Annotated in this window: 12 protein-coding genes; 8 read left to right on the top strand and 4 right to left on the bottom strand. The window is 46.7% G+C overall.

The features are described 5' to 3' along the window. Nucleotides 1–100: 100 nt before the first annotated feature. Both D0466_RS07050 and rnz read left to right on the top strand, forming a co-directional pair. On the top strand, nucleotides 101–1,615 hold the full coding sequence (locus D0466_RS07050) for an amidase (RefSeq protein WP_117322248.1): 1,515 nt from the start codon (nucleotides 101–103) through the stop codon (nucleotides 1,613–1,615). A 177-nt stretch (nucleotides 1,616–1,792) separates the two neighbouring features. Next, entirely contained in the window at nucleotides 1,793–2,731 is a 939-nt protein-coding gene (rnz, locus tag D0466_RS07045; RefSeq protein ID WP_117321800.1) for a ribonuclease Z, read from the top strand. Nucleotides 2,732–2,820: 89 nt separating this feature from the next. On the opposite strand, the gene namA is transcribed toward rnz, so the two are convergent. Beyond that, nucleotides 2,821–3,837 (bottom strand): NADPH dehydrogenase NamA, encoded by a 1,017-nt coding sequence (gene namA, locus D0466_RS07040; protein ID WP_117321799.1) that lies wholly within the window; start codon nucleotides 3,835–3,837, stop codon nucleotides 2,821–2,823. Nucleotides 3,838–4,028: 191 nt separating this feature from the next. Beyond that, on the bottom strand, nucleotides 4,029–4,883 hold the full coding sequence (gene proC, locus D0466_RS07035) for a pyrroline-5-carboxylate reductase (protein ID WP_117321798.1): 855 nt from the start codon (nucleotides 4,881–4,883) through the stop codon (nucleotides 4,029–4,031). A 754-nt stretch (nucleotides 4,884–5,637) separates the two neighbouring features. Here proC and D0466_RS07030 point away from each other — a divergent pair. The 5 genes from D0466_RS07030 (at nucleotide 5,638) to D0466_RS07010 (ending at nucleotide 10,238) form a co-directional block, all read left to right on the top strand. Further along, a complete protein-coding gene (locus D0466_RS07030; protein ID WP_117321797.1) occupies nucleotides 5,638–6,603 on the top strand; it encodes an MBL fold metallo-hydrolase in 966 nt (321 codons plus the stop codon). Nucleotides 6,604–6,618: 15 nt separating this feature from the next. Continuing rightward, nucleotides 6,619–7,410, top strand: a complete 792-nt coding sequence (locus D0466_RS07025) for an SDR family NAD(P)-dependent oxidoreductase (protein ID WP_117321796.1) — start codon at nucleotides 6,619–6,621, stop codon at nucleotides 7,408–7,410. A 176-nt stretch (nucleotides 7,411–7,586) separates the two neighbouring features. Further along, nucleotides 7,587–8,117 (top strand): DUF3221 domain-containing protein, encoded by a 531-nt coding sequence (locus D0466_RS07020; RefSeq protein WP_117321795.1) that lies wholly within the window; start codon nucleotides 7,587–7,589, stop codon nucleotides 8,115–8,117. Between the two features lie 247 nt (nucleotides 8,118–8,364). Further along, complete coding sequence (locus tag D0466_RS07015) at nucleotides 8,365–9,624, top strand: Y-family DNA polymerase (RefSeq protein ID WP_117321794.1); 1,260 nt, start codon at nucleotides 8,365–8,367, stop codon at nucleotides 9,622–9,624. Nucleotides 9,625–9,902: 278 nt separating this feature from the next. Then, a complete protein-coding gene (locus tag D0466_RS07010; RefSeq protein WP_117321793.1) occupies nucleotides 9,903–10,238 on the top strand; it encodes a YolD-like family protein in 336 nt (111 codons plus the stop codon). A 97-nt stretch (nucleotides 10,239–10,335) separates the two neighbouring features. Here D0466_RS07010 and D0466_RS07005 read toward each other — a convergent pair whose 3' ends face one another. Continuing rightward, nucleotides 10,336–10,551 (bottom strand): CDGSH iron-sulfur domain-containing protein, encoded by a 216-nt coding sequence (locus D0466_RS07005; RefSeq protein ID WP_117321792.1) that lies wholly within the window; start codon nucleotides 10,549–10,551, stop codon nucleotides 10,336–10,338. A 170-nt stretch (nucleotides 10,552–10,721) separates the two neighbouring features. Here D0466_RS07005 and D0466_RS07000 point away from each other — a divergent pair, with 170 nt between their 5' ends. Next, complete coding sequence (locus D0466_RS07000; RefSeq protein WP_117321791.1) at nucleotides 10,722–11,051, top strand: iron-sulfur cluster biosynthesis family protein; 330 nt, start codon at nucleotides 10,722–10,724, stop codon at nucleotides 11,049–11,051. A gap of 22 nt (nucleotides 11,052–11,073) precedes the next feature. Here the strand turns inward: D0466_RS07000 and D0466_RS06995 are convergent, their stop codons facing one another. Next, the gene (locus D0466_RS06995; protein WP_117321790.1) at nucleotides 11,074–12,000 is read right to left on the bottom strand and encodes an alpha/beta hydrolase; all 927 of its coding nucleotides are present in this window, start codon (nucleotides 11,998–12,000) and stop codon (nucleotides 11,074–11,076) included. Between the last annotated feature and the right edge of the window lie 258 nt (nucleotides 12,001–12,258).

Raw genomic sequence — 12,258 nt, 5'->3', positions numbered from 1 at the left:
CTCCTCTGCTAAGCAAATTAGTTTTGACTATTCAGATAATTATTTTATATTGGAGTAGGAAATGTTTCCGATTTGGAAAAAAATTCAGGGGGATGGATGGATGAATGGATTCGATTATCGTGATTATGATGCATTGGGCCTAGCGCAATTAATAAAGGCAGGGGAGGTTAAGCCCGAAGAGTTACTGGGTGAGGCAATCAGGCACATAGAAATGCAAAATCCAAAGCTCAACGCTGTAATCAATAAAATGTACGAGCAGGCAAAAAAGGACGTACACAACATTGATATAAATGGAGCTTTCGCTGGCGTACCGATGCTCTTAAAGGATATAACCCAGGAAATTGAGGGAGAAAAAATTACGTCCGGATCAAAAGCGCTGCAGTCCTATCGGGCCTGGCGTGATGCCGAATATGTACGAAGGGTCAGAAAAACGGGGGTGGTGTTTACGGGGCAGACGAATGTACCGGAATTTGCATTGATGGGGATCACGGAACCTGCCTTTTACGGCCCCACAAGAAACCCGTGGAATGCGGACCATACACCCGGAGGTTCAAGCGGCGGCTCTGGGGCGGCAGTTGCCTCAGGCATGGTGCCGATTGCAGGGGCGAATGATGGCGGCGGCTCGATAAGGATTCCTGCCGCTTATTGTGGCCTGTTTGGGTTGAAGCCGACAAGGGGCCGCACTCCTTCCGCTGCGGACCCGGGGCGCCAATGGCAGGGGGCTTCCTCAGATCATGTGCTCGCCAGAAGTGTCCGGGACAGTGCAGCGATGCTTGACGAAATTCAGGGTTATGAAAAAGGAGCCGCTTTCCATGCCCCTGCTTTTGATGGCTCCTATCTGCAAATAGTTAAAAACCAATCGGAAAGGAAATATAGAATTGCCTTTTCTACAGCATCTCCCATCGGGACGGAAGTGGATCCAGACTGCATCGAAGCGGTGCGAAAGACCGCGGCACTTTTGGAATCGATGGGCCATTCCGTCGAGGAGAAGGATGCGCCGGTCGATGGGAAAAAACTCGCGGGCAGTTATATGATGATGTACTTTGGAGAAGTAGCGGCAACACTCCGGCTGCTTGAAGATTTACTAGGGCGAAAGGTCAGATATGATGACGTCGAACCTACGACATGGCTTCTCGGCCTTCTTGGGAAAGCAGCAACTGCCGAAGAATTCGTACTTGGTATAAGAGAGTGGGATAAAGCAGCGCATGTAATGGAAACATTCCATGAAACTTATGATTTTTTTATGACCCCCACTACTGCATACCCTCCTGCGAAAATTGGCGAACTTAATTCCAGGGGAACTGAAAAGCTTTTGCTTCAGATGATTGGTAAGCTTGGGGCCGGGGGGTTCGTTAAAAAAACCGGCATGGTAGATAAAATAGTAGAAAATAGCTTAAAGAGGACGCCATTTACGCAATTAGCGAATTTAACCGGACAGCCTGCAATGTCTGTCCCCCTTCATATCTCATCCGGTGGATTGCCATGCGGTGTACAGTTTGTTGCGGCAAGAGGGAAAGAAGATATCCTATTTGACCTTGCAGCCCGTCTCGAGACTGTTGATGAATGGATTGACATAAAAACGAATCCGATGTTTAAGAAAGAACAGCCTGTCTAAAAATAAAAAATGTAATCTAACAGGTTTTAAACGGTTGCTGCTTAATGAGCCTGAAACCGATTGTATGATTCAGGCCGGCCGGTTGGAAAAGGACTTGGATACATGGTTACCCTTAAAAAGCCAAGCTTATTATGATATATTGAAAGAATACATAATCGCTGAGCGGAGGTAACTATTGTGGATTTAGTATTTTTAGGGACAGGTGCCGCGATGCCGGCCAAGGCCAGAAATGTATCTTCCATTGCGCTGCAGCTCCTTGAGGAAAGGGGAGCGGTGTGGCTGTTCGATTGCGGCGAAGCTACCCAGCATCAGATTTTGATGACTCCCGTAAAGCCGCGGAAGATTGAAAAAATCTTTATTACCCACCTTCATGGGGACCATCTTTTCGGGCTGCCCGGCTTGCTGGGAAGCCGGTCGTTCCAGGGTGGAACGGACGAGCTGGCGATCTATGGACCTCCGGGAATAGAAGAGTTTGTAACCACAAGCATCCGGGTAAGCGGAACCCATCTGAAATATCCTCTTAAGGTCATCGAAATAGAAGAAGGCATTGTTTTTCAAGATGAACAATTTACCGTGTCGGCCCTGCCGCTTGCCCACGGCATGTATTGCCTTGGGTACCGGATTGTTGAACGTGACCGGCCTGGAAGCCTGCTCATCGATAAGCTGCGGGCTGAGGGCGTGAAGCCGGGTCCTGCCTTAAAAGCACTGAAAAATGGGGAAACCGTGAAGCTTGAGGATGGAAGGATATTGAATGGGGCCGATTATCTTGGTGCGCCGCAAAGGGGAAGGATCATCACTATTCTGGGAGATACTCGCCCTTGTAACAATGCTGAAGTCCTCGCCAGGGATGCTGATTATCTAATCCACGAAGCGACATTTTCACAAGACGAGCACGAAATGGCGTACGACTATTTCCACTCGACAACGGTTCAGGCTGCAGAGACGGCAAAACGAGCAAATGCAAAACACTTGCTATTAACCCATATAAGCTCGCGCTATACAGCGGAGGATTCCCACAGGCTCAGGGCAGAAAGCATGGAAATATTTCCGCAAACCGTTGTTGCGGAGGACCTTCTAAGCATCAAAATCCCGCTTTATCCGGATAAGCAACATTAGGCTGCTGAAGAAGCATTCGACATATCAAACCAAAAAAAACCATCCGGGAACAATGGTTCCGGATGGTTTTTGCATCTACCGTACTTTTATTACCAGGCCCTTTTGTACTGCACGGGCGGTTCAATTTCATGCCGTACCTCTTTAGCGGCGTTTCTGGCCCAGTACGGATCTCGCAGCAGCTCACGGGCAAGGAGGACTAAATCCGCCCGGTCATTCTGCAGGATTTCCTCTGCCTGTATGCCTGAAGTGATCAACCCTACAGCCCCGGTATCAATGCCGGCACCATGTTTGATTGTTTCACTGAATGGGACCTGATAACCCGGATAAGCCTTGATATGGGCAGGAACGACCGCCCCTGAACTGACGTCGATTAAATCGACCCCGTCATCCTTCATCCAGCGGGCCATTTCCACATATTTTTCGGCTGTCATGCCGTCTTCATGATAATCATGGGCCGATAAGCGGACGAATAACGGGCCGTCCCACACTTCCTTCACCGCTGCAATCGTTTCCTTAAGGATGCGGTATCGGTTTTGGGCCGATCCCCCATACTCGTCTGTCCGCTTATTGCTTAAAGGAGAGAGAAATTGGTTGATCAAGTATCCATGGGCACCGTGTATTTCAATCACATCAAAGCCGGCCCTTATGGCACGCTTTGCCCCGGCTTTGAAGGCTTCAACCGTTTCTTGGATATCCTGTTTGGTCATTTCTCTTGGGGTTTTATATTGATCGTTAAATGCAATAGCCGAAGGGGCTATGATTTCTTCCCTGACCTCTGATTTTCTTCCGGCATGCGACAGTTGGATCCCTGTCACTGCACCCTGTTCTTTAATCAGTGAAACCAGTTCCGCCAAACCTTCGACATGCTCATCGCTCCAAATCCCCAGATCATTCACCGATATCCGGCCCTGGGCAGTTACGGCAGTGGCTTCGGTGATGATCAAACCGACACCGCCGACTGCCCGGCTCGTATAGTGGGTTTTATGCCAGGTTTGGACGAGGCCGTCTTCTTCCGGGCAGGAGTATTGGCACATAGGTGACATCACGATCCGGTTCTTCAACGTGACATTTTTAATCTTATAAGGTGAAAATAGCTTTGCACTCATGCTTCCACTCTCCTTGTAATTGCGATTCAAATACAAGGTTAGTATAACAATCATTGCATGTTACTACTAAAAATCTGATTGCTACCTGCTGCCGAGTGGGGGTCAGCCCCCCTGGATTTAACGCATTACCGTGGTGGGGTAGACCACCGGTGCTTTAACGCGTTACCATGCGATGGGCGCGTATCATCTGTTTATCTTGCGTTTCGGAGCAATAGGCTCCCGGCTAATTCATCGCTGATTTGCTCACCCAATCTCTTGGATTGCATGGCTGCCTCCTGAATGCAGGAAATAAGCGCTTCCTGAACTCCATTTTCTTCAAGGACCTTAATTCCTGCTTCTGTTGTTCCTCCCGGGGATGTAACCTCTTTGCGGAGAACGGCCGGCGGCTTATCAGAGTTGGTCAGCATGGCCGCTGCGCCGATCAAAGTCTGGATGATTAATTGCTTGGCAGTCTCCCTGTCCAGCCCGATCGTCACCGACGATTTCTCCATTGCTTCCACAAGATAATAAATATAGGCCGGCCCGCTGCCAGATAATCCTGTCACCGCATTCAATTGATCTTCTTTGACATTGGTGACGGATCCGATCGTCTCGAAAAGCTTACGGGCGAGATCAAGATCAGGCTGGTTCGTATATTGATTGGCCGCAATCGCGGTTGCAGATTCGCCAACGGCTGCCGATGTATTTGGCATGGCCCGGATTATCGCGACCTTCTTGCTGATAATTCCTTCCAGGCTGGCAGTATCCACGCCCGCGGCTACTGATATGAGCAGCATTTCTTCGTTTATATAAGGCTTCGCCGCCTCCATTGCTCTAAGTATGTCCTTCGGTTTCACGGCCAGGAATACTACATCGGCATCATTAAGCAGCATTTCCAATGATTCCGAGACAGTTACCTCGTACCGGCTTTGCAGGAAAGCCAGTCTTTCTTTATCGGACCTGTTTGTAACATGGATTTCTCCCGGTTCGACGAGATTCTTTGCAACCATTCCTGATATGATGGCCTCAGCCATCGAACCTGCACCAATAAATGCGATCTTACTCATGAATATTCCTCCTTTAACGAAACGCATAAAATGAATAGTGAAATATTGAAAACCTGCGGCAAATCCGGCACCTGTCTCTCAGATAAGCTCCTATTCGGACATGTATGAGTTTAAATAAATGCTATCAACTATAAATGAAAAAAAGCCCATCATCCAAATAAAGGACGAAAGGCCTTTGCTTCCGTGGTACCACCTTTGTTCATCTTCCTTGTAAATCACGGGAAAATGCAGCTCTGGTAACCGTTATCGCCGGTTGAACGCCAGGTTTTCCTGAAGGCTCGTAAGGTAGGTTCAATATCCCAGGGGACTGTGAAGCCTTTCAGCCGGTGAGCTCCACTCTCTTTAGCCATAGTGTATTTACTGGTCTTATTCATTGCCATGCCGTTTTAATTTTACTTGTGATTATGGGGCATGAACAAGGCTTATGTCAAGAAAGGATTGTTAGAAAAATCAAAAAAATAATTTCAAACTATGTGAAAATAATGACAATTCACTGTCTTAGAGGTAAGATATGTAGTAAATAAAAAATTTTGTTTTTATTTTTTATGTAATATTTTCCAGCTATTATGAAGATATTTATTCCGCATTCACGTGGATCACCCCCCAATTCTAGATATAAAGAGAATAAAGAAGTCTGAAGAAGGGGATAACTGCCCGTAAATGTCCGATTGGTTCAACTATCCATCTGTGGGAATGAACCTCGCTGATGTAAGTTTCACTTTATATAAATATAATATTCAAGGTGGCAGAAAAAATGACAGAATGGAAAAACGGCGTTGCGAAAATCTCCTTGCCGACACCTTTTCCGGTAGGGGATGTAAATGTTTATATCATAAAGGGCGATGCATTGACATTGATTGATACGGGCCTTCAAACAGAGCAAGGAAAAGAAGCGCTGCTGCGCGGGCTGGGAGAACTTGGATTGAGGTTGGACGATATTGAACAAGTTGTGTTAACCCATCACCATCCCGACCATGCAGGAGGCCTTGGACTTTTTTCAGTGGATGTTCCGGTATATGGCCATCCCAATAACCAGAGATTCCTTCTTATGAGCGACGAATTCATAGGAGAACATGAGCGTTTTTACCTTGATTTTGCACGTAAGCTCGGGGTGCCTGAGGAGTATAAAAAGATGGTCGCACAAATTCGGCGCTCGGCGAAATTCGTCAGTCCGCGCGTGCTTCGTTCCGGACTCGTTGAAGGGGATACTGTGCCGGCACACGATGATTGGAAAGTGATTGAAACACCGGGTCATGCGCAGAGCCACATTTCTTTTTACCGCGAAAAAGACGGTGTGATGATCGGCGGCGACCATCTGCTGGAAAAAATATCGCCTAACCCGTTAATGGAGCCTCCTATCATTCCGGGCGAAGATCGGCCCAAGCCTCTGCTGCAATATAATGATTCTTTAAACAAATGGCTAGGCATACCTATTTCAATGCTGTATACCGGCCATGGCAACGAGGTGTTTGATGTGCCGGGCCTCATCAAAAAACAGAGGGAACGCCAGCATCTTCGTGCCATGAATGTCAAAAAGATACTCGAGGAAAACGCTTTGACAGGCTTTGAAGTTTGCAAGCGGCTCTTTCCTGCTGTCTACGAGAAGGAATTGGGCCTGACGCTTTCGGAAACGGTCGGGCAGCTTGACTATCTCGAGAATTTAGGGGAAATTAAAACAGAAGAAAAATCAGGAATGATCATTTATTCGGTTCAGCAATGATAAGGTGGGATATGTATGGGCAGGCTGCAGGGTAAATGCGTGGCCATTACGGGTGCTTCCGGTGGAATCGGCAGGGAGACGGCCATCCGGGCGGCAAGCGAAGGGGCGCGCGTTGTCCTCCTTGCGAGAAGCATCGATAAATTAAACGAGCTAAAGGAGGAAATTTCCAGCCAGTACCAAACAGAAGCTTTCGCGTTTAAGCTGGATGTAGCCGATACGGCTAAAATTAAACCGGTATTTGCAGAGGCTGCGGACATTGCCGGTGAAATTGATGTATTGGTGAACAATGCGGGCTTTGGGGTTTTTAAAGAAGCCCACGAGGCCGGGCTTGAAGAGGTGAAAGCGATGTTTGATGTGAATGTGCTTGGCTTAATTGCCTGCACGCAGGCAGTTATTCCCTCAATGATCCGGCGGAAACATGGACATATCATTAATATTGCCTCACAGGCGGGCAAAATCGCGACCCCGAAATCAAGCGTCTATTCGGCGACCAAGCATGCCGTTTTGGGTTATTCGAACAGCCTACGCCTTGAGCTAATGAGGAACGATGTGTTTGTTACAACCGTCAATCCAGGACCAATTGCTACGAACTTTTTCAATATCGCCGACGAATCCGGGACTTATGTGAAGAATATCCAAAAGTTCATGCTAAAACCGGACTATGTCGCGGAAAATATTGTTTCCGCCATGCTCACGAAAAAACGGGAAATCAATCTGCCGGGCTGGATGAATCTGGGGAGCTTACTCTATACCCTTTTCCCACGAACTGTAGAAGCAGTCGGAAAAAATGCATTTTTTAAGAAATAGGGGCTAATCCCCATCGCTTTAACGCTTTAAAAAATACAATTGCTTATCGTCTCTTTTTAAAATATGAAAGAGGCGATTTTCTTTACCGGCATCAAGTTTTTGTGTATATTCAAGTAAAATATTGGAATTTCTAAGATTTTGAGTGTTCGTCTATTGTGGAGTTGGAGGGATGCGGGATGAAGGCAAAAGCTAAAATGCTTCTGCATATTTCTATGCTTGTGGCATTGGCTGGCTGCGGTCCTGGCCACGGAACGAATATGGAAGAAATTACAAAAGGGGAAACCGGATATATCACTGACCTGGCTGATGGAAAAGAAGTGTTAATTAAAAATACATATTACACCGTATCGGAAAACACGTCGATCAAGGATTCAAATGGCGATAAATTAAAAATGAAAGACGTAATGATTGGAATGAAGGCGAAAGTTTGGTATGCGGGGGAAATGGAAGAATCGCTTCCTGGCCGTGCAATTGCCAGGCTGATCATTATCCAGATAGATGAAGAAAGCTTGAAAGAACAGAAAGTTGTCACATCCGCAATCTCAAATGTTCAGAAAGGAGATAGCCAGCGCTTTTTTGTCAGGAAACTGACATATCTGGCTGCTGAACGGGTCTACCAGCTGGAAATGATGAGCCGTTCCAATTTGGACAGCTCTTTTACAGTGACGGTGGATGAAATTTCGTTTAATGTTTTATATGAAGAATAATATGGCCGCGGGGGAGTCTTTCCCGTGGAAAAGGGCTGTCTCATAAGTTGATTTTCAGCTATGAGACAGCCCTTTTCTATGCTTAAAATAACGTCACGGATTTTGCGAAAAATGGAACCGGCAAGGAAATCAGGTCAAAATGTTGAAATTTGCAGTAAAATTTCCATTGAACACGAACGTGTATTCGATTAAGATATGGGTATAATACAAAAAACGAACATACATTCTGCTTGGAGGAGGATCGCTAATGGTCGATTACATCACGATGCCAAAGCAACAGATCATATGCATTGACATGAAGAGCTTCTATGCAAGCTGTTCAGCCGTCATGCGCGGCCTTGATCCTCTTGAATGCCACCTGGCTGTCATCGCCAATAAAGATCGCCCAGGCAGTGTCGTGCTGGCCGCATCCCCTAAGCTGAAAAAAGATTTCGGCATTAAAACCGGCTCGCGGATGTTCGAAATTCCCGAGGATCCGCGGATCATACTGGATGAACCCAAGATGGCCACCTATTTACGCATATCCACAGAAATCACCCGGCTGTTCAACCGTTACGTTCCAAAGGAAGCGATTCACGTGTACAGCGTGGACGAAAGTTTTTTGAAGGTCGACGGCGCCCACCCTTTATGGGGCGATGCACGCACCATTGCTGCAAAAATCAGGGATGAAATCGAACGCGAATTCCAGCTTCCTTGTGCGATTGGAATCGGGCCAAACATGCTTTTGGCAAAGCTGTGCCTTGATTTGGAAGCCAAAAAGAAGGGAATTGCCGAATGGACATACGAGGATGTAAAAACAAAGCTCTGGCCGATTTCGCCCCTTAACGAAATGTGGGGGATTGGCAAGCGGCTACAGAAAACATTGAATGGAATGGGAATTTTCACCGTGGGGCAGTTAGCTAACTACAGCCTTGAAAAACTGGAAGCCAAATTCGGGATTATGGGAAACCAGCTTTATTACCATGCCTGGGGAATCGACATGTCCGATATGGGCGCACCGATTATGGAGGGGCAGGTCAGCTTTGGAAAAAGCCAGGTTTTGCTTCGGGATTATAAAGAAGAAGCGGAAGTAAAGCATGTGATTCTGGAAATGTGCGAGGAGGTGGCAAGGAGGGCACGAGCGCACCGGAAAGCGGGACGGACGATCAGCCTCGGGATTGGCTACAGCCAAGAAGAATTTGGCGGCGGCTTTCACCGGTCCAGGTCGGTCGATGAGCCGACGAACATTACGATGGATTTATACAGGATATGTCTTGAATTGTTTAAGGAAAACTACCTTCCGAAAACAGTCAGGAACATTTCAATCACGCTTTCAAACATCACGGAGGATAACGAGATGCAATTGACATTGTTTGATTCCTCCCGCTGGAAAAGAAGGAAGCTGGGCTATACGGTGGATGGCATTCGCCGCAAGCATGGTTCCAACGCGCTGCTGAGGGCGGTTTCCTATACGGAGGCGGGAACCGCTGTCCAGCGGAGCAAGCTTCTTGGTGGACATAAGGCATAGGCGCGCGAATTTAAAATTTGGCGGGCATTGGTCTGCGGCGTGCAGGACTGGCCGAAAATACACTTGTCGACATTCCTTAATAGGGGGCGTTTCCGATTTTAATAAGATAAGAAAGTATAAAATTTTCAACATGTTTTGGTGTCTAGCTACAGCGCCCAGCCCCCTTGAGGTCATAAGTCACCCCTCTCCGGAGCGCAGGCCCTCCTAAGAGGTGCGCCTTATGCTTGTCGGGGCTGAACGGGGCGCTTCCGCTTTTCTAATAAGGAGGGACTTAACCAATGATTCGGGATCGGGGGCGCATCAAATGGACATCAATGATGCTGCCTGAGCACGTAAAGCTGCTGCGTGATTGGGCACAAGAGGACACATATGAAGAAAGGCGGGATTTGGACGAACAGCAGCTGGAAGAAATGAATATGGCAATAGGCGAGGCGATGGAAACCGGCTCTGCCGTCAACATCATTTATTATGAAAACCGCCGCCACCAGCTATTGATCGGTACGATCCATTATTACAATGAATTGCAGCAAAAGCTTCATGTGGTGGACCGGTTTGATGAGGCCCATTATGTCCGCCTCGCTGACATAGTCGATGTGCGTACAGCAGGAGAGTAAATAGAGTGTGCGGACAACGGCAGTACATCATCATCATAAAGCTCGTCGGCATCGGCGAGCTTCCTAAAGTGATGCATTCTTTGCTGCTATAATCCAGTCATTCCTGGCCGTCATCTTTGATGGCGCGAACCTTTGATTCGAACTTGCCTTTATGGTAGCCATCACAGAATGGTTGGTTTTGGGACATGCCGCAGCGGCATAAAGAGAAAGTTGGCTTCGTTTGAAAAATGTTGCCCTCTCCATCGATCAGCTCCACATCGCCTGTAACCCTCAATGAACCGTTATCATTCACTTTAATTTGAACTTTTGACATTTAAAAACCTCCTGTTCATACGTACATATAATTATCCTAATGGTAGATGTTTTCATTTTCAAATATTTTCTAAAAAAATAAGCTGTAATCAGATAAATTAACAGGATCGAAATCTTTCGGTATAATGGTATCCTGGATTACAGCACCCGAACTGGAAAGGGGATCGCGCGATGAAAATAGAATGGACTGAAAAAGCCATCAATAAAATTTCCGATAAAATCAATGGAAAACAGGGGCATATGACGTTAAACTATGATACAGACGGATGCGGCTGCGTCATGAGCGGCGTGACAAACCTTTCGTATACTGATAGCCATAAGCAGGATCATGAAAAAATCGAAACGAATTTTCTTCCGGTTTATCTGGAAAAGACAAAAATGATTTTCTTGGATGAAACGATGAAAATTGATTTTGTACCTGAAGCAAACAGCTTTCAGCTAAAAAGCCCAAACGGGATCCTCAATCCGCGCATGAGCTTTTTTGACAGGACACAAGCATAATCAGGGGCTGGCCATTGACTGGTCAGCCTGTTTGATTTGCTTTGGAAAACACCAGGTCATTCAGGAACCTGTCAATCACTTCTTCATATTCCTCCCTGTTATCATTATAAGAATGGGCATGGGCACCGACGGAAGCAATATATAGCTGCTTCGGCCCTTCTTTTTTTCTGTATAATTCCTTTGTCATGGAGACAGGGATAAAATCGTCAGGCTCGCTATGAATGAACAATACCGGCTTTTTTATATTTTTCACAAAAGAAATCGGCGATATGTCCTTGACGTGATAGCCGCCGCGGAGCTTAATGAAGGCAGTGCCGATGGGCAACACCATCCAGGATGGCAGAGGAACCTCCTTTTTTAGCTGGTGTTTCAGCTGGGCTTCAAAATCCGAAAATGGACAATCTGCCACATAAAAATCGGCCCCGTCCTCGATTGTGCCGGCATAAAGCAAAAGTGTGGCGGCCCCCATTGATTCGCCGTGGATTCCAAGGATGATATCCTCGCCTTTTCTTCGTTTTAGCTCATCAATAACCGCTTTTAGGTCCAATTTTTCAAAATGGCCGTAGCTGCTTGTAAGTCCCCCGGATTCGCCATGTCGGCGGTGGTCATAAATGACGGCATTAAACCCGCGCTGCAAAAACATATTCATATATTTGATAGAATTGATTTTATTTTCTGTCACGCCGTGGCAAATGATCACCCATTTTTTTGTTTGGCGGGGCTCGACGAATACACATTTCAAATCATAACCGGATGGGGAAGAAACCCAAATTTCTTCTTTCGGAAGCTCATCGTAATGAGAAACGATAAATCGATTGGCGGTGATTTCTCGGTCCCGCACGAACTCAATGTCTTTCTTTTTCATAAAAAGTACCCTTTGGGAGAAATAAACGCCCACACCGATGATATAACCGAGCATGCTTCCAACGATAACAAGCCATCTCTTCATGAAAATCCTCCACTTCCACGCTGTCATTTCTTCATTTTACCATTTATTGATGGCCGGAAAACACATCTATGCTATTTTGGCAGAAAGGAAGGTAAAAACTTTTCTTCCTTCATATAGCAGAACAGGCTAACTGCGCCGCGTCCTTATGTCTTCACCTGTGTGACCCACATCCTTACTAAGCCGGCGCTTTGTTTCGTGCGATGTGACGCTGCCGAAGCCTTGATTATCGGGCCTGACTATGCCTCTGTCTTCATCTCA

This window comes from Peribacillus glennii, from assembly GCF_003429105.1.
GTDB classification, from domain to species: Bacteria; Bacillota; Bacilli; order Bacillales; family DSM-1321; genus Peribacillus; species Peribacillus glennii.
Note: the sequence above shows the minus strand (reverse complement) of the source record. Positions and strands in the feature narration are given on the sequence as shown.

Coding starts and splice junctions, on each gene's coding strand:
- D0466_RS07050 (WP_117322248.1), top strand. CDS start 101: ATGAATGGATTCGATTATCGTGATTATGATGCATTGGGCCTAGCGCAA.
- namA (WP_117321799.1), bottom strand. CDS start 3,837: ATGAGTGCAAAGCTATTTTCACCTTATAAGATTAAAAATGTCACGTTG.
- proC (WP_117321798.1), bottom strand. CDS start 4,883: ATGAGTAAGATCGCATTTATTGGTGCAGGTTCGATGGCTGAGGCCATC.
- D0466_RS07030 (WP_117321797.1), top strand. CDS start 5,638: ATGACAGAATGGAAAAACGGCGTTGCGAAAATCTCCTTGCCGACACCT.
- D0466_RS07025 (WP_117321796.1), top strand. CDS start 6,619: ATGGGCAGGCTGCAGGGTAAATGCGTGGCCATTACGGGTGCTTCCGGT.
- D0466_RS07020 (WP_117321795.1), top strand. CDS start 7,587: ATGAAGGCAAAAGCTAAAATGCTTCTGCATATTTCTATGCTTGTGGCA.
- D0466_RS07015 (WP_117321794.1), top strand. CDS start 8,365: ATGGTCGATTACATCACGATGCCAAAGCAACAGATCATATGCATTGAC.
- D0466_RS07010 (WP_117321793.1), top strand. CDS start 9,903: ATGATTCGGGATCGGGGGCGCATCAAATGGACATCAATGATGCTGCCT.
- D0466_RS07005 (WP_117321792.1), bottom strand. CDS start 10,551: ATGTCAAAAGTTCAAATTAAAGTGAATGATAACGGTTCATTGAGGGTT.
- D0466_RS07000 (WP_117321791.1), top strand. CDS start 10,722: ATGAAAATAGAATGGACTGAAAAAGCCATCAATAAAATTTCCGATAAA.
- D0466_RS06995 (WP_117321790.1), bottom strand. CDS start 12,000: ATGAAGAGATGGCTTGTTATCGTTGGAAGCATGCTCGGTTATATCATC.